The sequence below is a fragment of the Klebsiella sp. 1SOBk10mer genome (assembly GCF_046602535.1).
In the GTDB taxonomy this organism is placed as follows: Bacteria; Pseudomonadota; Gammaproteobacteria; order Enterobacterales; family Enterobacteriaceae; genus Klebsiella; species Klebsiella quasipneumoniae.
Genome location: NZ_JBKIUP010000003.1, coordinates 14,704 through 33,750, shown reverse-complemented (window position 1 = coordinate 33,750; position 19,047 = coordinate 14,704). Strand labels below are relative to the sequence as shown.

15 protein-coding genes are annotated in these 19,047 nt (G+C 56.4%); 4 read left to right on the top strand and 11 right to left on the bottom strand.

Going from position 1 to position 19,047, the window contains the following annotated elements; genetic code table 11:
* Positions 1-206 precede the first annotated feature (206 nt).
* Positions 207-1,862, top strand: a complete 1,656-nt coding sequence (locus tag ACLH1I_RS10035; protein ID WP_017900386.1) for a putative bifunctional diguanylate cyclase/phosphodiesterase — start codon at positions 207-209, stop codon at positions 1,860-1,862.
* Between the two features lie 33 nt (positions 1,863-1,895).
* Here the strand turns inward: ACLH1I_RS10035 and ACLH1I_RS10030 are convergent, their stop codons facing one another.
* The 7 genes from ACLH1I_RS10030 to ACLH1I_RS10000 all read right to left on the bottom strand — a co-directional run bounded on the left by ACLH1I_RS10030 (position 1,896) and on the right by ACLH1I_RS10000 (position 9,358).
* Positions 1,896-2,834 carry an alpha/beta hydrolase gene (locus ACLH1I_RS10030; protein ID WP_049003655.1) on the bottom strand — a complete coding sequence of 313 codons (939 nt, stop codon included), beginning with the start codon at positions 2,832-2,834 and terminating at the stop codon, positions 1,896-1,898.
* 188 nt (positions 2,835-3,022) lie between these two features.
* Complete coding sequence (locus tag ACLH1I_RS10025; RefSeq protein ID WP_049003653.1) at positions 3,023-3,163, bottom strand: hypothetical protein; 141 nt, start codon at positions 3,161-3,163, stop codon at positions 3,023-3,025.
* Positions 3,164-3,175: 12 nt separating this feature from the next.
* A complete protein-coding gene (locus ACLH1I_RS10020; protein ID WP_049003652.1) occupies positions 3,176-3,427 on the bottom strand; it encodes a hypothetical protein in 252 nt (83 codons plus the stop codon).
* 432 nt (positions 3,428-3,859) lie between these two features.
* Positions 3,860-4,303, bottom strand: coding sequence for a PTS sugar transporter subunit IIA (locus ACLH1I_RS10015; protein ID WP_198079739.1), 444 nt, complete (start codon positions 4,301-4,303; stop codon positions 3,860-3,862).
* Positions 4,293-5,738: a sugar porter family MFS transporter gene (locus ACLH1I_RS10010; protein WP_151628580.1), complete on the bottom strand. Its 1,446-nt coding sequence runs from the start codon at positions 5,736-5,738 to the stop codon at positions 4,293-4,295. The genes ACLH1I_RS10015 and ACLH1I_RS10010 overlap by 11 nt, the downstream gene beginning before the upstream one ends.
* A 741-nt stretch (positions 5,739-6,479) precedes the next feature.
* Positions 6,480-7,808, bottom strand: a complete 1,329-nt coding sequence (locus ACLH1I_RS10005; protein ID WP_114465381.1) for a 6-phospho-alpha-glucosidase — start codon at positions 7,806-7,808, stop codon at positions 6,480-6,482.
* 11 nt (positions 7,809-7,819) lie between these two features.
* Positions 7,820-9,358 (bottom strand): PTS transporter subunit EIIC, encoded by a 1,539-nt coding sequence (locus ACLH1I_RS10000; protein ID WP_151628581.1) that lies wholly within the window; start codon positions 9,356-9,358, stop codon positions 7,820-7,822.
* Between the two features lie 267 nt (positions 9,359-9,625).
* Between ACLH1I_RS10000 and ACLH1I_RS09995 the strand changes: the two genes are divergently transcribed.
* Positions 9,626-10,324, top strand: coding sequence for a GntR family transcriptional regulator (locus ACLH1I_RS09995; RefSeq protein WP_151628582.1), 699 nt, complete (start codon positions 9,626-9,628; stop codon positions 10,322-10,324).
* Here ACLH1I_RS09995 and ACLH1I_RS09990 read toward each other — a convergent pair.
* Complete coding sequence (locus ACLH1I_RS09990; protein ID WP_198079785.1) at positions 10,321-11,073, bottom strand: sulfite exporter TauE/SafE family protein; 753 nt, start codon at positions 11,071-11,073, stop codon at positions 10,321-10,323. The two genes, ACLH1I_RS09995 and ACLH1I_RS09990, sit on opposite strands and share 4 nt — an antisense overlap.
* Positions 11,074-11,183: 110 nt before the next feature.
* Between ACLH1I_RS09990 and ACLH1I_RS09985 the strand changes: the two genes are divergently transcribed.
* Together ACLH1I_RS09985 and ACLH1I_RS09980 are read left to right on the top strand one after the other, a co-directional pair.
* Entirely contained in the window at positions 11,184-12,068 is an 885-nt protein-coding gene (locus ACLH1I_RS09985; protein ID WP_048324193.1) for a LysR family transcriptional regulator, read from the top strand.
* Positions 12,069-12,198: 130 nt separating this feature from the next.
* Entirely contained in the window at positions 12,199-13,074 is an 876-nt protein-coding gene (locus ACLH1I_RS09980; RefSeq protein ID WP_151628583.1) for an NAD(P)-dependent oxidoreductase, read from the top strand.
* A gap of 52 nt (positions 13,075-13,126) precedes the next feature.
* Here the strand turns inward: ACLH1I_RS09980 and ACLH1I_RS09975 are convergent, their stop codons facing one another.
* The 3 genes from ACLH1I_RS09975 to ACLH1I_RS09965 all read right to left on the bottom strand — a co-directional run bounded on the left by ACLH1I_RS09975 (position 13,127) and on the right by ACLH1I_RS09965 (position 18,993).
* Positions 13,127-14,596, bottom strand: coding sequence for an alpha/beta hydrolase (locus ACLH1I_RS09975; RefSeq protein WP_135731124.1), 1,470 nt, complete (start codon positions 14,594-14,596; stop codon positions 13,127-13,129).
* 177 nt (positions 14,597-14,773) lie between these two features.
* The gene (locus ACLH1I_RS09970; protein WP_151628584.1) at positions 14,774-17,848 is read right to left on the bottom strand and encodes an efflux RND transporter permease subunit; all 3,075 of its coding nucleotides are present in this window, start codon (positions 17,846-17,848) and stop codon (positions 14,774-14,776) included.
* Positions 17,845-18,993, bottom strand: a complete 1,149-nt coding sequence (locus ACLH1I_RS09965) for an efflux RND transporter periplasmic adaptor subunit (RefSeq protein WP_198079737.1) — start codon at positions 18,991-18,993, stop codon at positions 17,845-17,847. The genes ACLH1I_RS09970 and ACLH1I_RS09965 overlap by 4 nt, the downstream gene beginning before the upstream one ends.
* Positions 18,994-19,047 lie beyond the last annotated feature (54 nt).

Below are 19,047 nucleotides of genomic sequence, written 5' to 3'. Positions count from 1 at the left end.
GGCGACCTAAGTGCGAAAATCGCCGAGGTTATCCCCCCGAAGATGGCCTGGTCCACTACGCTTAACAGGAGTGTCCGCCGCGCTATCGGCGGTTGTCCGGGCCGGAAAGGCGACCATAAAACACCTTAACCTTGTATTCATTATGGGCGTGATTCTGTTATATCTAATGCGTTTTGCCACGACCGAGCCACAGAGAGCGCTGTACCATGAGTAACGATCACCTGACGGACATTGCCTATCGCCACTTTATTGAAAGTGTTAAAGATTATGCCATCTATATGCTGAGCGCCGACGGGACGGTCATTAGCTGGAATGAGGGCGCCCGCCGGGCAAAAGGGTACCTGAGCGATGAGATCATCGGTCGCTACTTCGGTCTCTTCTATAGCGAAGCCGAACAACTCTCCGGGGTGCCGGCGAATAATCTGCAAATTGCCCTGCGTAGCGGGCAGTTCGAAGGCGAAGGCTGGCGGTATCGTAAAGATGGCTCCCGGTTCTGGGCGCATGTCATGATCAATGCCATCCGCGATGAGCAAAATAACCTGCTGGGCTTTGCCAAAATTACCCGCGACATCAGCGAACAGAAGGCGATCAATGACCGCATCGCGTGGATGGCGCGTTACGATGCGCTGACCGGTTTACCCAATCGGGTGGAGTTCTTTGAGCGGGTGGAAAAGCTGATCACCGGGAATGACGCCCGCCGCTTTGCCGTTTTCACCATCGATTTAGATAAGTTTAAAGAGATTAACGATCTGCAGGGCCATCTTATTGGCGATCAGCTGCTGCAGCGCGTGGCAGGCGCCGTACTCAAAACGCTGCAGAAGGAGGAGATGGTCGCCCGCTTCGGTGGCGATGAGTTTGTGGCCGTCAAACCTTTTGCCGATGAAAGCGAGGTGGACGCCTTTGCCGCCCGTCTCTGGCACTGCTTCAGCGGTAAGCAGACGTTTGCCGCGACGGAAGTGATCCTTTCCGCCAGCATGGGTATCTCCGTCTACCCGGAGGACGGGACGGATATTAATACGGTTCTGAGCAATTCCGATCTGGCCATGTATCGGGCAAAGAGCAGTCTCGACCACAAAATTTGCTGGTATGAACGCGAGATGGACGACAAGACGCGGCAGCGGAATATGATGGCCGCCGACATCCGCCGCGGTATTCAGGCGGGGGAGTTTTCGCTTCACTATCAGGCGATCCGCAATATTAAAGATCGTCGCATCACCGGTTATGAAGCGCTGTTGCGCTGGCAGCATCCTCAGCTGGGCGCTATTCCGCCGGACGTGTTTATTCCCATTGCCGAAGAGAGCGGCGCCATCGTGCCGTTAGGCTACTGGGTGCTGGAGCAGGTGTGTAACGAAGCACTGGAAAAGGGTCTCAACAGAAAAATTTCGGTCAATATCTCGCCGGTGCAGCTGCGTCATCGTAGCTTTATCGAAAAAGTCCGCGAGATCCTGATGCGTACCGCCTATCCGGTCAGCCTGCTGGAGTTTGAGGTCACCGAGACGGCGTTTATCGTGAACAAGCAGCTGGCATTCAGCGTCCTGCATCATCTGCAAAAGATGGGGATCAGTATCGCACTGGATGATTTCGGCACCGGCTACTCCTCCCTGAGCATGCTGCGCGATTTTCATTTCGACGTCATCAAGCTCGACCGCAGCTTTATGCTGGATGTGGAAAGCAATCCCCAGGTCCGCTCATTCGTGCGGGCCATTATTTCGCTAGGCAACTCGATCAATACGCCGCTTATCGCCGAGGGCGTGGAAACCGCAGGACAACTGCAGATCCTCGAAGAGGAGGGATGTGACGAAATGCAGGGGTTCCTGTTCGGCGAGCCGGTCGATATTAAACACCTGCCCGATCAGCGCTGAATCGCCCGCCGTCCGCTGGTGGGCGCAAGGTCATCACTGATGCGCAAGCGCTGCCTGCCCGGAAAGGTGCAGCAGCGCGGAGCGCAGGGAGACCTCGAACATCTGACCATGGGTCAGCCCAGGGTAGCGCCAGAAGGCCACCCGCAAGCCGTTGTCCGCCAGTTGCTGTTGGGTCTGACGCAAAACCGCCAGGGAAGCCACGTGCCCGGACGGCTCTCCAGGGGCTTTGCCATCCCCCTCCAGCAGATACAGCGATTTCCCGGCGAAAGCCGCGGCATCGATGTTTTTGCTGTCTTTAAGCGGAGACTCGAGTGCCTGGCCGAGCGACGGGCTGGTGGAATAAAAGATATGGAACAGGTCGCTCTTACGCCACGCGTCGAGTACAAACAGTCCGCCATAGGAGTGACCCCAAATAGCGCGCTGGCGGGGATCGATTTTCAGCTTAGCTTCTGCTTGCGGAACCATCGTTTCGCTCAGCAGCTGGCGAAACAGGTCATTACCCCCGGTTTTTCGCGGCGGCAGCGCGGATTTTCCAGCGCGAGGTTGATGCGTCTTAAGCGGCGGAGTGTAATCCCAGGCCCGGGCTGCGGTATCGAAGGGCAGCGCCGTCTGGTAACCAATAGCGACGATGACCGGCGGGGAACCAGCGGAGAGCTGTTGCAGAAACGCGTCGTTGAGTTTATCCATCACCGCGTTGCCGTCCAGCATATACAGTACCGGATAACCGGCGGCCGGCGGCGCTTTATCCGGCACCGCAGTCCACACCCGGTAATGGCGTTCGCCATCGGCAGAGTCGTACTGGCGCTGGGTAAAATGGTAGAAAGCTGACCCTTTGTCCGCAATATTCGGCCCCAACGGCTGCAGATCCGGCCGGGCGAAACTGCCGCTGCTGTAGAAGAGCGCGGCGCCTATCGCCAGCGTCAGCAATCCGTGCGCCTGCCGCGCTATGATGATCCCTGAATCCTGCTTCACCTCGTCTGTCCCCCTGTTTTCTGTCATCTGGCGTTTTGCCTGGGCTGACACGTTAGCATAGCTTCATTGATAATGGTTCTCATTTCTTTTCATGCGCGCTGTAGCAGGCTGCATGCCGCTAAGGCTGGTGGCGGAATCAGTCTGACAGGAGGAGAGATGGCCGCCTGTCGGCGGCCGTGAGAGAAAAGTCAGGACCGATCGTGAAGGGTGCTCAGCAGTTTTTTGACCAGCGGGGTAAGCGCCATAAACAGCAGCGCAACAATGACAATCAATAAGATAGTCAGACCTTTATGGTGATTGATAAGCACCAACAGCATCGCCAGCGTCATGGGCATGCTCCTTTAATAACGGTATTCAGCGCCGCTGAGGTGAATGAAATTCAGCAGAATGGTCATCACCACCCAGGCCAGCAGCAGAAAGCGTCGTTTGTCGCGTCGCGCTTCCAGGGCGGCGAAATAATTAGCGCTATACCAGGTCGATATAATAATAGCCAGCGTGATGATGACCTGCCAGACTGCCTGACGATAGCCTGTCACGATGCTTATCCCGCGAAAGCAGAGGACGATCGCGATACCATTAAGCGCGTTACACATCAGCCATCCCCACAGGCTTGCGGGCCGGCTAAATAAATATCCAAATCGTAAAACCAATGTCGTATACACCTTTCCAAAATAATCGCGCTGTAAAATGCATTTTAACGCTGGAGGCAGTATTGATATAAATCAAAACTAATGGGATAGCGCAGGAATCACTGGCGCACGGCACTCACGTCCTGAACAGCAAAGCAAAGGATGCAAAGCCCTTTCAATGGTTAACATGCTGTTTTTATAGGTCATTTTCCCATATTGAATAAGAGCTGTCGCATAATAAATAGAGTTGATAGCCATTCGATATGCGTTAATTTCCCCGGTTATTATTGTGAGTGACGTGATAACGGAGAAAATTAGATTTTTCGTAATGCTTGCTTTCTGCGAGACCAATAAAATTAGGCGATGGCCGGGGGCAGAGCCCCGGCCGGTGGGCACTTAACGGGGTAGCGCGTTATGCTGGAGGATCTTCAGGAAGTCATTTTTGTCGGAGATTAATGACAACGCATTCGCGATCAGCTCATCGCTGAATATCGAGGAAATTTCTTTGAGCACGTCAATATGCTCTTTCTCTTTCGCAATCACGCCAATGGCAATAAACATCACGTTGCCGCGATCCCAGATAACGCCATCAGGAAACTGATAGATCTCAATCCCGGTTTTAAGAATGATATCCGTCGCTGATTTCGGCAGATGCGGCAGGGTGATGCCATTGCCCAAAAAAGTGGAAACCTGATGTTCACGCTCCAGCAGAAAGTGAACGCACTCCTGATTGACATAGCCTTTGGCTTTACACTCTGCGCCAATCATGGCGATGACTTCCGCTTTATTAGTGGCCTTGCAGCCGATGTGCAGATTATCCAGCGTGATGTTATCGATCATAGCCAACCTCCCTGGTGAGACGAGTAGATTTTTTATCCTCATGATTCGCTGACAGCTCCGCTTCTAACTGCTCCAGCGATTTATTGGAGGTCTCCGGCAGGGCGAACACCACGAACAGAATCGCCAAATAGTTGATGGCCGCGAAGATAAAGAAGACCGGCCCAAGGCCCAGTTTCGCCTGCAGCAGCGGGAACAGGTAGCTGACCACCGCGTTCATGATCCACATGAAAAATACCGAGATCCCCATCGACAATCCGCGGAATTTCAGCGGGAACAGCTCGGCTAACACCACCCAGGTGATAAAGCCCATCGAACCCTGCATCACGCCGACGAACAGCGCGCCCAGCAGCCAGATAGCGGTGGCTTTGAGGTCGCCCACCAGGGTGTAGTCGACCGCGGCGATAATCAGGTGCAGCGAGGCCATAATGGCGAAGCCGTAGATAATGATCGTCTTACGCTTAAAACGATCGACGAGAAACAGCACGCCAATCAGCATACCGCCGACGGAGAAGACGCCGTTCAGCACGTTACAGATCAGCGAGGTACGCTCTGAGAAGCCGGCGGCACTCAGGATTTCCGTGCCGTAATACATAATCACGTTCACCCCGGTGGTTTGCTGCAGCGCGGCCCAGGTAATGCCCACCAGCAAAATTTTGAGGATCCATGGCGTTTTGAGGATAGTGGTGAAGGTGTTCTGGGTGCTGTACTTATTGCCGGCTTCAATTTTGATCAGGGTGGAGATGTCGTCGAATTCTTTCTGCGCGCGTTCCGCCGGGCGGATCTGTTTGAGAATATGCAGCGCTTCCTCGTGGCGGTTTTTGCTGATCAGCCAGCGCGGACTTTCCGGCGCGCGCCACATGCCAACAAACAGGCAGATAGCGGGGATCGCCTGCACCAGCAGCATATAGCGCCAGACGTCCGGCAGATGGCCCCAGATGATGCCAATGATCGCGTTAATGGCAAACGCCGCCAGCTGGCCGATAACGATGGCGACTTCATTCAGGCCGGTCAGCTTACCGCGCATCTCGGTGGGCGCCACTTCAGAAATAAAGGTGGGGGCGGTGACCGAGGCACCGCCGACGGCGTAGCCCAGCAGGGCGCGGGCAATCAGCAGGGTAGTGATATCGGGAGCCGCGGCGGAAAGCAGGGCGCCGATAAGAAAAACAAAGGAGAGGAAGAGCAAGTATTTGCGCCGGCCGAAGTAGTCGGCGAACTTACCGCCAAACACGCTGCCCAGCGCGGCGCCGATCAGCAGGACGCTCATCACCAGCCCTTCGGTGGTCGGGGTCAGCGCCATGTACTGCTTCAGTGAGGAAAAGGCGCCGTTGATAACGCCGGTGTCGTAACCGAAAAGCAGGCCGCCGAAGGTGGCCACTAAGGTGATCTGATGAAGTCGTTTTCTCTGTTGCTGGTTCAGGTTTGTTATAAATGACATGGTAGTCCCTTTATTTTGTTGAACGACACAAGATAAAAATACATCTCCCCAGTCAGGATTTATCACGCCTGTGTTGTCGTATCTAACTGAATTAAATGATTTTCTTCTTTGTGTAATTGCTCAGCACAAGGCAGGGTACGCTAAGCAATGGCGGTCAAAGAGGTTTACGGCTTGGTGTTGGCATGGATGTCGTCGATATCCGTTCTCCTTTTCGGGTTAGCGGTCTTCAGTGCGTCGGCAGCGCCGACGTTGGCCGCAGGACAGCGCCCTGGTGTGGCACGTTGCTGTCGTTCCGGCGATTTACCGTGCTAAGAATATGGCACAAAGAAATGGAATGAGCATGCTACAAGATCACATTATGAAAATTTAATTTCAAATTGGTGTTGCAGGAAGGTAAATACATGAAGCGAATCACAATGGCATGCGGCAGTATATCCCTATGAAATGCGGGTTAAATTTGCGAGTTAGTAATAATGATTTTGTTTTCAGTGGGTTAATGTAACGCAGAGAATACAACGCAGATCACATTTTTACGCCATAATATCGAAGAATAGAATTTATATTTCATTACTCTGTTCAGGGAAAATAGTGGCTGGCGATGCTGTGATGTCAGCCTGGCTGGCGTCGCGCAGGCCATTGACGCGTTGGCGCTGAGGGAGGCTATGGAAGGAGGTATCGCGGGATGGATGCCGGCGATAACCCTGCCGAGAGGGGCACTCACGGCAGGGTCGTGGCAAAAAATCAGTGCAGCGCGGGCCAGTAACCTTCGTTGGCGACGATCAGCTCATCGAGAATCGCTTTCGCCACCGCGGCGCTGGGCACCGTTTTTGACAGGGTGATGGCCTGCCACAGTTTCTGGTAGCTTTTCTCAATCCAGGCGTCAACGACCAGCTTCTCCACCGCCACCTGCTGCTCCATCAGCCCTTTCTGGAACGAAGGGATTTTTCCCATCGCCAGCGGTTCCGGGCCGTTGACGCCCACCAGGCAGGGGACTTCCACCATCGCCGTCTCGTCAAAGTTGGCGATCGCCCCGTTGTTTTCCACGATCAACAGCATCCGCTCCTGGGTGTTAAAGGCGATGGCGCAGGCGAGGTCGACGATGAAGGTGGCATGGGCCCCGGCATGGAAATGCGCGCCTTCCGCGGTGCCGCGACGAGTGATCTCCCGGGCCATATCGAAGACCTCTTTTTCACGTCCGGCCATCACTTCGTTGGCCCGCGTAAAGTCCGGGTCAGAGTGGGCTACCTCGTAGTCAGGATAGAGGTAGTATTTCAGATAAGTGTTAGGCAACGTCAGGGGATCGAGGGCAAACACATCCTTCACTTTTTTAAAGGTTTCGATCCAGCTCGGCGCTTTATGCTGAAAATCTTCTTTTGGGCTACTGTAACCCAGCTCCGCCACGTGACGCTTGAGCGCCGGCATCAGATCGTTACCGGCTTTATCGGTGATGCTGGTCCACCAGCCAAAATGATTCAGGCCATAGTAGCGGACGTTCAGCGCCTTGCGCGACGGCAGACCGAGGATATCGGCAAACAGCCCCTCGATGGCCACCGGCATATCGCAGATGTTGATGATGCGCGCGTCGGGCCGCAGGCGACGGGTCGCTTCCGCGACGATGGCCGCCGGGTTGGAGTAGTTAAGCATCCACGCCCCCGGGGCATACTGCTGCATATAATCGACCAGCTCCAGCACGCCGGCAATCGAGCGCATACCGTAGGCGATCCCTCCCGGTCCACAAGTTTCCTGACCCGGCACGCCATATTTCAGCGGGATTTTTTCATCCTTTTCCCGCATCTCATACAGGCCAACGCGAATATGCGCCATCACAAAATCCACGTCGGTGAAGGCCGCCTGCGGATCGGTGGTATAGCTGAATTTTACCTGCGGGAAGCGTTCCGCCACCAGAATGGCGCAGGCGTCGCCGATGGTCTTCTGACGCTCTTGATGGTTATCGTACAGACGGATCTCCCGCAGGGGAAAGCGCGCCATATTTTCCAGCAGCATCATGACAATCCCCGGCGTATAGGTACTACCGCCGCCGGCAATCGTGACCACAAAATTATCTTTCATTTACCACCTCGTTATTCAGTTACACCCAGACTGGCGTTGACCGCCGTTCGAATTTTGTTAACCCCCAGGCCGTAGATCACCTGAACATGATTACCTTTAATCAGCACGCTGCTCCCGCCGCTCTCTTTTAACAGCGTCTGCTGGATGAGTGCGGGGTCGCGCACATCGACCCGCAGGCGGGTAAAACAGTTTTCCACCGCACAAACATTTTCTTTGCCGCCCAACCCCGCAATCACCATCGCGCCTTTGTCAGACTCGCCATTTGCCGGATCCGTCTGTGGGGAACGCACCGCATCGGCAGCGGCTTCGCGCCCCGGGGTAAGCATTCGCAGGCGGGTAATACAGACGGTGCCGACCAGGTACATGGTGGCGGTCTCCAGCAGCCCGAGGGCGACAAACACCGGCCAGCGCGTCACGCTGGCGCCGGCGGGCAGGTTATAGACGACAAAATCGATAAGACCGTTGGTGGCGCAGACCCGCACGTGAAGCAGCCAGGCCAGCATCTGGAAAAAACCGTCCAGCAGGGAGTAGATAAGCCACAGCAGCGGGGCGGTGAAGATGAAGAGAAACTCAAAAGGTTCGGTGATCCCCACCAGCACGGAGGTGACAATTAAGGGGATCAGCGTGACTTTGAGCCGCTGTTTATTCTCCGGTTTCGCCGTGCGATAGAAAGCGAGCGCCATACCGGCGGTGCCGAAAATCTTCACCATCCCATAGGTCAAAAACCGGGCGGAATCACTGAGCGTGTCAACGGGATGACGGGCGATTTCGGCGAGAAAAATAGGCTTGGCGCCAATGACGGTCTGGCCATCAATCAGCAACTGACCGCCGATAGAGGTAAAGACGAACGGCGACCAGATCAAATGATGCAGCCCGGTGGGGATCAGGAACCGGTTGAGAAAGCCGTACAGGAAGACCCCGATGGCGCCAAAGGATTTCATAAAGCCGGTCAGCGCCGAGATACCCAGCTCCACCACCGGCCATAGATAGACGGTGGCGATAGCAAACAGGCCCACCAGCGGCAGCATCACGATCAGCACCAGCTTGCTGTTGCCGTAGATCGACAGCGCGCCGCGAAACTCAATGCCAACCACGCGATTGTGAACAAAGGCGACGGCGCAGCCAAGGATAATACCGAGGAACACGCCCATATCGATGACCTGAAAACCGAAGATATAGGTTTGTCCGCTGCCATATAGTTGCGCGTTGGTGGCTCCGGTCGCCAGACGATGGGTCAGGGTCAGCCAGCTGTTGTTCGCCGCCAGATAGACCAGCCAGGTCATGGCCGCCACGAAAGCGGCTTCGGCTTTGCGGGTTTTCGCCAGACCGCTGGCCAGTCCGAGGCAGAACAGAAACCCGAGATTGTTCATCAGCGCCCAGAGCATGCTGGAGACGAATTTCCCCAACAGATAGATCCCGCTGCTTTCATCCACCCACAGCCGGTTGGTGGTCATGCTGAACAGGGCGATCAACAGGCCGATAGCCGGCAGATACAGCACCGGCCCGATCATCGCCTTGGAAAAGTCCTGAAGCTTTTTCACGCCAATCATGGTTGTCCTCTCGTCTTCATAGCCCGCTGTCATCACCTGATCAATAGGCTTATCAGACTAGGAGCAGACCACCGGGATCCCGAGCAGGAAAAAGGCCATCTGTGACGAAAGTCATATATATTGTTGCAGGAGAGATATATAAATATAGCCATTTTTATAGATGAGTTAACGCTGCTTATGGCGCGTGAAAATTAATTTTCATGAATAGATACAATGCATTAAATGCATATGCATTTGACATCATTCCTCTCGGTGAGACATCTAAAAGTGATTTATAAAAAGATTGCCACAGAACTGAAGGCCCGCATCAACAGCGACGACTATGCCGTCGGCGATATGCTGCCCAGCGAAAAAGCGCTGGCTGCTGAGCTGCAGGTCTCGGTGATGACGCTGCGCAAAGCGCTGGCGCTACTCGAGGAGGAAAAGCTGATCGCCCGGCGGCACGGCAGCGGAACCTGCATTGTGCGTAAAAGTAACTATCATGGCGGAGAGCTGGAGGGATTTAACTACCAGATGCAGGTGGTGGGGGTCACCAACTACCGCAATAAGGTTATTGAGTTCACCTTGCTTGACGCCCCGCCGGCCATTGCCCAGCAGTTAAAGATCCAGCCGGGAGAAAAAGTCTACTACGTCAGGCGGCTGCGGCTGATTGATGAGGTCCCGATCCTGGTGGAGAACAGCTACATTCCCTACGCCGCTTTTCCGTGGCTCAGCGTGGGTAACCTTGAGCAGTCTAAGTTCAACTATTTCAAAAAAGAGTGCCATATCACCATTATTGAGAGCCACCGCAGCTATACCCCAGTGCTGGCGACCCGCGAGCAGGCGGAGCTGCTGCAGGTGGCGCCTAACAGCCTCCTGCTACGGGTGCAGTCTGTCAGCCACGCCCAGAACCGGGCGATCGTTGATTTCTCAGAGATCTACCAGAACACCAGTAAATACAATGTGAAGCACATTACCCGCCGCTAGGACGATTCCGCCAGCAGCCCCCGGAGGACAAGCTCCAGTCCCAGCGCCAGCAGGAACAACAGAAAGCCCTGACGAAAGCGCTGCGGACTGAGACGCGAGCGGATCCGCTCTCCCAACCACATACCGAGCAGCGCGGGCGCCAGCGCCAGCGCCGACAGCAGCAGCGATTCTGCGCGCCAGCCAGCGTGCAGAGAGAGGCCGGCCGCCATCGCCACAGTGGACAGGGTGAACGACAATCCCAGAGCCTGGACCAGTTCGTCGCGACGGAAGCCCAGCGCCTGCAGCCAGGGCACCGCCGGAATAACGAATACCCCGGTCGCCCCGGTGATCAGTCCGGTCAGTACGCCCATCAGCGGCGACAGGCGCTTTTCCACGCGGGCGGAAACCTGCACCGCCGGACCACGGAGCGCGTATCCGGCATAAGCTATCAGCACGGCGCCCAGCGCCAGCGCCGACCACCGCGGATTAAGGTGGATGAGCAGTGACGAGCCCGCCAGCGTGCCGATAATCATCCCGGTCATCATTAACCAGAGGCGACGCGCAATCTGCGCCAGCGCCGGGCCTGCCAGCAGCTGCCAGAGATTGGTCAACAGCGAGGGGAGCACCAGCAGGGCCGCCGCGGCCGGTGGCGGCATCAGCAGGCCAAGCAGGCCCATCGCCACGGTGGGCAGCCCCATACCGGTCACCCCTTTGACCAGGCCGGCGGCGATAAAGATCAGCAGTAAAAAGAGAGTGTGTAGATCAAACATCATGGCTCACTTATCGGCTCAGAGAAGGGCATTGAAACAGCTGGTCGCGGGAGGGACAATGCGGTATGTTGCCCACAGGCTACGGTAAAACCGAAGGGAAGGAGGGCGTTATGCGACTGGATCTCGCCGATCTGCGGCTGTTTATCGCCATCGTGGATAGCGGCAGCATTACCGGCGGGGCGGCGGCGGCCCATCTGGCGCTGGCCTCCGCCAGCGAAAGGCTGCGCAAAATGGAGGCGGAGGTCGGTGTGCCGCTGCTGCACCGTCATGCCCGGGGAGTGACAACGACCGAGGCCGGGGAGGTGCTGGCGCGCCATGCTCGTCCGTTGTTAGAGCAGCAGCGGCGTCTGCGCCAGGCGATGCACGCCTTCGCCCGCGGTCAGCAGGGAACGCTGCGCCTGTTCGCTAATACCTCGGCGATGTCGGCTTTTCTGCCGGGCAAGCTCGCCGCGTGGATGGCAGCGCATCCCGGGATACAGATCGACACCGAAGAGCGCACCAGCGCGGATATTGTCAGCAGCATTCTGGCGGGCGTAGCGCAGGCCGGGGTGGTGTCCGATGCGGTCGACCCCGGGCCGCTGCGCCTGGAGCCCGTCGCGGAGGATCCTCTGGTGCTGATCGTGCCGCCGGCCCATGCCTTGCGTGAAACCGCCGAAGTGGCTTTCGCGACGATTATCCATGAGCCGCTGGTCGCGCTCTATCAGACCAGCGCGCTGCAGCAGCATATCGAAGAGCAGGCCGCCGGGCTCGGCCAGGCGCTGAACGTCCGCATCAGGATGAGCCATTTTGAAGGGCTTTGCGAGATGGTGGCTCACGGCGCCGGCGGGGCGATCCTGCCGCGCGTTATTGCCGAACGCTACCAGCCGCGCTACCGGTTCACCATTATCACATTGCAGGATCGCTGGGCGATGCGTCGGCTGTGTCTGTGCTATCAGGATGACGACCGCCTGTCGCCAGCGATGGGCCGCTTGCTGGAGTGGCTCCGCCAGCCCTGAGCCGCTATAAACATGGCTAACACATAGTGACAGTGTCACTTTTTATGGCGGTTATTGCTACTGACTTCCGTGCCAGAGATGCGATAGTAGACGTCCGCCATTTATTAACACGCGAATCAGGACAGACAAGATGAGTACATTACCAAAGGTCGCGGTGCTGGGACTCGGCGCCATGGGACACGCTTTTGCCAGCAATCTGCTGAAGAAGGGCTTTACCGTCGCGGGCTGGAACCGTTCGCCAGCGCGCGGCGAGGATTTACAGGCGCAGGGATTATCCCTGCACGCCACGCCGCAGCAGGCGGTGGCCGATGCCGAGGTGATCATCAGTATGCTCGCCGACGGTCAGGCTACCCTGGAGGTACTGGCGCAAATAGCGCCTGCCTGTCAGCCGCGGGCGATCTATTGCCAGATGGGCACCATTGGCCTGGCGGAGACCCAGGAGGCTATCGCCTTGCTGCGGGCGCTTCAGCCGGCAATGACCTTCGTCGATGCCCCGGTTTCAGGGACCAAAGCCCCGGCGGAGAAGGCGCAGATCCTGGTGCTCGCCAGCGGGGAACGTGAACAATGTGGCGCGGCGGAGCAGGTATTTGCCGCTATCTCCCGTGGGACGCAGTGGTTTGGCGAGGCGGGCAACAGCCAGAAAATGAAGCTGGTCCTCAATGCCTGGCTGATTTCGATGATGCAGGGCATCGCGGAAAGCGCTCAGCTGGCGAAGACGCTGGGCTTTACCCCCGACCAGCTGTGGAGCGCACTGGAAGGCGGCCCGCTGGCCGCACCGTATGTCAAAGTCAAACTGGACGCCATCGCCAATGAGCAATTCGTGCCGCAGATGCAGCTGGCACATGCGCTGAAAGATGCCCGGCTGGCGCTTTCCCTGGCCGAGCCGCACACCATGCCGGGGCTGGATAACATCGCCGAACTGTGGCAGCAGGCGGCGGACGCAGGATATGCCGGGCAGGATTTGTCCTCGATATATCAGTGGCTGTCGACGTCGGCGAAAGCGTAGTACCGCATCCTCAGGAAAAAGTGGCCGTGGTGGCCACTTATCCAGAGAAGAGTTATTTCCCGGAGAGAGCCGGGCGAGTGTCGATCCCTTCGTCAATGCGCTTGATCATATAGGGAAAAAACGGATTGGAAGACTGGCGCATCAGCGAGTCCAGGCCCACTACCAGCACAGAACGCTCGCCGCGAGCTGCAAACGTGCCGAGGCTGATCCCGTATTGATTCAGCGGATGGGGATAGCGTCCGTACAGCGAATCGCTTAAGGGGAAGGGAAGCGCGACATGAGAAAGGGAATACACGTCCGGTAAATAATGCAGTCCCTGTAGCTTCTCCACCGTAGTGTCTGTTTTCCCGGCAGGTGTTGTTCGGATCTCCATCTCTGTACTGGCGGAATTGGCGTTAGTGATGATCGTGGTTTGATAAGCTCGCGGCGCTGCGGGCAGCAACCGCGCCAGCGCGGTGTAAGACGTCCGGCGTAATAATGAATTAAACCTGACCGCATGATTTAAATCGAACAGGACAATTTCACTGCCATTATCCGGCAAGCGGTTATACAGCGCCGTCACGATGGCCCGCGTACTGACCGTTGAATCCATGACGGACTGAAAGGTCAATACCGGCGGTAAGCTGTTAAGTTTCTGATTTCTCGCGTCAGCCACTATCTGCTTTTGCAGCGCTTTGGTCAGCAGGAAGGACTGCCGGGCGGCGTTCGTCGGGAAGGAGTTATATTTAAACGGATTAAATTCGGGCATGATGTTTAACCATGCGGCTTTCGAGAAGGCGGGAAGAAACGCGGGCCAGCCAGCGAGGCCGGAAAAACGCGCGAAGCTAGTAATGCCGATCATCGGAGAAATCAGGATCACCCGCTGGGGTTTTGCCAGTTCGGCATTATCCAGCGCGTCCAGCGAATACTTCATTGCCAGCGCGCCGCCGTTGGAAAATCCGACGATATGCAGGGGCGCATCTTTACCCGTCAGTCGTTTCGCTTCTCTCACCGCCAGGCGCGTGGCGGCCAGCCAGTCCTGCCAGTCCACGTCGGTCAGCCCGGCGGGAACCATCCCATGGCCCGGTAATCTGATACCGATGGCGACATAACCCTGTTGGCGGTAATTTTCAGCGATATGCCGCAGGCTGTAGGGGGTATCTGTCAGACCATGCAGCAACACCACGGCACCTTGCGGTTTACCATCCGGCATCATGATGTATGACCGATTCCAGTTGGTTGGAAACGAGTCCGGATAGATGGGGCTGTGGCTGTAGTAACGATTCAGTTCGGTTTGCTGCTCAGCGTCCAGCTTATCGGTAACCTGGCGTTTTACCTCACTGAAGAGCGCATTCTCTTTTTTGATGTAATCGTTCCAGGCAGCATTGTCGATTTCATCCGCGTCCATCTCATGCGGAACCCAGGTATGCCAGAGCTGCAGATCGGGCCCGCGCTGAATGTCATAAAGGCGTAGTCCCAGAGCGCCAACGATCAACAGCAGCAGGGACAACACGATACGTTTTAACCAGGTTAGCCATTTCAATGCGTAGCTTCCTTTCTTAATGACATGTTTTCTGAGTATAAATAAACATGGTCAGGGAGATTTACTTTTTATTAGGTTTCCTGTTACCCAGGCGTTGCAGCAGCAGGTGAGCAAGTTCTTTGACTTGTAGCGAATAACCTGGCAACCCCCTGAGACGAGGATACGACGGCACGCCACTCATTTTTCACAAGTCTCGCCTGAGGACGTCATTCTCAGGTGTAACAACAGGCTTAACGATGCAGGTAAAACGGTCAGTGTAACCAGCGTGGCAATCAGTAGCCCCCCAATAATCGCATAGGCCATCGGTCCCCAGAATACCTGATGGGAGATGGGGATCATCCCCAGAATGGCGGCACAGGCAGTCAGGCAGATGGGGCGCGCACGATGCTCTGCGGCCGCAATAATGGCGGCATCGCTTGCCATCCCCTGAGCAAGATTGCTGTCAACCTCGCTAATTAGTATGACGGCGTTACGAATGATCATGCCAGCGAGCGCAATCACGCCAAGCAGAGCGACAAATCCCATCGGTGTTCCGCCAGGTAACATAGCCAGTACGATACCCGGTAAACCAAACGGGGCCATCAGTATAGCCAACGCCATACGGGAATAGTTGCGCAACTGGAGCATCAACAGCAAGAGCATGATGACCATTGTCACCGGCAGAACCGCATAGACCGAACTATTACCTTTTTCCGATTCAGCAACCGCGCCTCCTTCTTCAATGCTGTAGCCTTCAGGCAGTTCCGCGCGCAACCTGTCTACCGCTGGTCGCAACGCTGCGGATACTGCTTCGGCGCGAAGTCCCGGTGCGAGGTCAGTTTGCACGGTGATGAAAGGCAAACGCTGTCGACGCCAGATCACCGGATCATCCACGCCCCAGGCTGGTGTGGCAAAGGCGCTGAGGGGGATTTGTTTACCGTCATTCCCCTGAATAGTCAGCGAAGAGAAGGTGGCGAGGTTAAGACGCTCATTGTCCCTGGCCCGGAGCACTACATCAACAAGGCGGTCATTTTCGCGAACCGACGTGACTATACTGCCGGACCAGACGGTATTGAGCATCCGGGCCAGACTTTCTGACGACACACCCGCAGCCCGGGCGGCGGTCTGATTGACCTTGAGGGTCATGACTCTCTCCGGCTCGCCTGCCGTCTGATTAACCTCGCGGGAAGAGGGAGACCGACCAATGACATCACTCAGGCGATTCGCGATCGACCTGACCTTCAGATAGTCAGGCCCACTCACCCGGTATTTGACTGGCCACCCGACCGGGGGCCCAAGTTCCAGGGGCGATACGCGCGTGATGATGTCGCTAAAGCGCGTAGCCAGTATCCTGTTTAACTGTCGATGAAGACGATCCCGCGCTTTAAGATCTTTAGCCACCACCACCATCTGGGCGATATTTTCATTTGCCAGAAGCACATCCATAGGCAGGTAAAAACGGATCGCTCCCGACCCAACGTATGTCGAAAAGCGCTCAACGTTGCGGTTGCCTGCCAGGGCCTTCTCCAGCTTTTCAACCCTATTTTGCGCTTCCGACTGCGAGGCATTTGCCGGTAGCGTCAGGCTTACCAGCAATTCTGGCCTGTCGGAGGCGGGGAAAAACTCCCCCTGCATAAAGGTTGTTCCGTATACGGACAGACCAAGCACAATGAGGGCAATACACACGGTGGCGAAGCGGTGACGCAACGCCTTGCGCAGTAGCCACTGGTATCCGCGGGCCATCCATCCAGGACCTTTCGCCTTCTGTCTGATGTTGTCAGATAACAGCCACGTGCCGGTTAACGGTGAAAACAGGATCGCGACAACCCATGAGCACAGCAGGGCGATGAGCACCACGGCAAACAGGGAAAAGCAATATTCACCGGCGCTGGACGCAGCAAATCCCACGGGAATAAACCCGGCAATCATCACAAGGGTGCCCGTCAGCATCGGAAATGCGGTCGTTTTAAAAGCCCGGGTAGCCGCCTGCCGGCGGGAATCCCCGGCTTCCAGACCAGAGACCATGGTTTCCACGGTGATCATGGCGTCATCGACCAGCAGGCCCAGCGCGATAATCAATGCGCCGAGAGAAATACGCTGCAGACCTATTCCTGCCAGCATCATTCCCGTAAAGGTCATGGCCAGAACCAGGGGGATGGCCGCAGCCACGACCAGTCCAGCTCGTAAACCCAGTGAGACAAACGAAACGGCCAGGACGATCGCCACGGCTTCGATAAGCACCCGGATAAACCCGCTTACGGCGTCGCTGACCACCGCTGATTGATCGGCAACCTTGACCATCTCAATACCGTGCGGCAGCGTGACGCTTATGGCATGCATTTTTGCATTCAGTGCGGCGCCGAAACGCAGCATATTACCCGTCGGCGCCATCGAGATAGCCAGCCCGATGGCGGGTTTGCCGTTGACCCGATAAACCGGTTGGGGAGGCTCGCCGTTTTCCCGGCTAACGGTGGCAATATCCGTCAGAGGAAGGTAACGATCGTTAATATGCAGCGTGACGGCACGTAAGCTCGCTTCAGATGTCAGCTCCCCGCTGACCTTTATCGCCATATTTTCCTGTCCGGTGCGGATTATACCTGCCGGGACAACCGCATTTTGTGCTCTGAGGGCATCCGCTACCTGCTGGATGTTCAGCCCCATACCTGCCAGACGCGCTGGAGAAAAAGAGAGGACTATCTGTTCCTGCTGCTCACCCAGCAGAGTGGTTTTTCCGATATCCGGTAACGACATGAGTTCCCGGCGAATGGTCTCAACTTGGTCCCGGACCTCCCGTAGGGTATAGCCCTCAGGTATAAAGCCATAAATCGTACCGAACGTGTCATCAAACTCGTCGTCGACGGCGGGGCCCTGAACGCCTTCTGGCAACGACGGGGCAATGTCCTGCATTTTCTTACGTACCTGATACCAGATATCCGGCACCTTTTCCGGCGGGGTATCGTCACGAAGATTGACATAAATAACGGATCTCCCGGCACGGGTTTCACTTTTGAGATAATCAAGCCAGGGGGTTTCCTGCAGCTTTTTTTCCAGCGTATCGGTCAGCAGTCGGGTGGTATCCGTTACGGATGCCCCGGGCCATTGCGCGGAAACGACAGCCGTTTTAATCGTAAACGCCGGATCTTCATTACGTGGCAGCTTCTCATAACAGAACGCGCCCATAGCAATGATCAGCAGCATGAAGAAACTGACCATCTGTTGATTATTTAGCGCCCAGGCGGAGAGGTTAACTTTCTCATTCAATACTGGTTTCATGATTCGCACTCCCCGGCAATCACCGGCTCGCCGGAGCGTAATTTACTCACGCCGGCGGTAATTACCCGGTCGCTTGGTTCAAGGCCGCCGGAGATAATGACCGAGGTGGCGGTATAGTATGCTGGCACCACCACGCGAAGCTGTGCCTGCGACTGCGGATTAATTACATAAACTGCCGGTTTGTCGCCGACGCGGCTCAGCGCTGAAGCGGGAAGGGCGTATCCATGCGGGCCGGTTGCGGGTAACGTGACGGTGACGCTGGCGCCCAACGCCATTGCCAGCGGCGGGTTTTGCAGAGTAGCCCTGACGCGCCATGTGCGGGTCTGAGGATCGGCCTGCGGGCTGATATCTCTTAGCGCGGCGGACGCTTGCACCGACGGGTCGTTGAGGAGGGACACTCGCAAGCCAGCCTGTTCCTGTGGCGGGATCGCATCGGGTTTAGCGATATCAAACACCACATCGCGGGCTTCACCGGTCGCCAGCGTCAACACCGACTGACCACCACTGACCACCTGACCTGCAGAGGCGCTTACTTCGGTGATCACGCCGCTTTGCGGCGCCATCAGACGCGTCCAGCCAAGGCTTTCCCGGGCATTACGCAATGCGGACTCGCTGTTTTTTAAACGCGCGCGGGCGACAAGCCAGTCTGCGCGGGCGGTATCGAGCTGCGTGCGGGCAATCGCGCCTGTTGGCATGAGCTTTTGCATTCGGTTGAGGTTAAGTGCAGCAACCTGAGCAGCGGCTTTGGCTCCTTCATAATCAGCCTGTGCGCCATCGAGCTGATTCTGACTGGTTGTATTTTCAAGCGTGGCCAGCAGTTGCCCTGCATTGACCCGATCGCCAATATCGACGCTACGCGTCACTATCCGGCCGCCGGTACGAAAGCTGAGAATCGTTTCATCGTGCGCATGGATCTCTCCGGTTCTTTCCAGCGCGGGAAGGGTTTGCGCTGAGCCAACAACAACGTAGCGCACCGTTCGCACAGGATCAGTCGTATTACCATGGTTGTCCCCGCATCCGGGCAGCAGAAAAATCACTACCGAAAGAAGGGTCAGAGGGAGAAAGTGCACCCAGGAAAGGGTGCGCGCCACGTCGTACAAATGGTGCAGACTGTGGCGGAGGGAGAGTAAAAATTCATCTGACATAACGCCGCTCCATAAAGGTTATGGCGTTATTAAATGCGCGCTTAGTCGAGAAAG

What these genes read in the sequence shown, in the direction of transcription:
- ACLH1I_RS10010 (WP_151628580.1), bottom strand. Translation starts at nt 5,738, where the DNA reads ATGTCATTTATAACAAACCTGAACCAGCAACAGAGAAAACGACTTCAT.
- ACLH1I_RS10020 (WP_049003652.1), bottom strand. Translation starts at nt 3,427, where the DNA reads ATGTGTAACGCGCTTAATGGTATCGCGATCGTCCTCTGCTTTCGCGGG.
- ACLH1I_RS10025 (WP_049003653.1), bottom strand. Translation starts at nt 3,163, where the DNA reads ATGACGCTGGCGATGCTGTTGGTGCTTATCAATCACCATAAAGGTCTG.
- ACLH1I_RS09965 (WP_198079737.1), bottom strand. Translation starts at nt 18,993, where the DNA reads ATGTCAGATGAATTTTTACTCTCCCTCCGCCACAGTCTGCACCATTTG.
- ACLH1I_RS09970 (WP_151628584.1), bottom strand. Translation starts at nt 17,848, where the DNA reads ATGAAACCAGTATTGAATGAGAAAGTTAACCTCTCCGCCTGGGCGCTA.
- ACLH1I_RS10005 (WP_114465381.1), bottom strand. Translation starts at nt 7,808, where the DNA reads ATGAAAGATAATTTTGTGGTCACGATTGCCGGCGGCGGTAGTACCTAT.
- ACLH1I_RS09985 (WP_048324193.1), top strand. Translation starts at nt 11,184, where the DNA reads ATGCGACTGGATCTCGCCGATCTGCGGCTGTTTATCGCCATCGTGGAT.
- ACLH1I_RS10000 (WP_151628581.1), bottom strand. Translation starts at nt 9,358, where the DNA reads ATGATTGGCGTGAAAAAGCTTCAGGACTTTTCCAAGGCGATGATCGGG.
- ACLH1I_RS09980 (WP_151628583.1), top strand. Translation starts at nt 12,199, where the DNA reads ATGAGTACATTACCAAAGGTCGCGGTGCTGGGACTCGGCGCCATGGGA.
- ACLH1I_RS10035 (WP_017900386.1), top strand. Translation starts at nt 207, where the DNA reads ATGAGTAACGATCACCTGACGGACATTGCCTATCGCCACTTTATTGAA.
- ACLH1I_RS10015 (WP_198079739.1), bottom strand. Translation starts at nt 4,303, where the DNA reads ATGATCGATAACATCACGCTGGATAATCTGCACATCGGCTGCAAGGCC.
- ACLH1I_RS09990 (WP_198079785.1), bottom strand. Translation starts at nt 11,073, where the DNA reads ATGTTTGATCTACACACTCTCTTTTTACTGCTGATCTTTATCGCCGCC.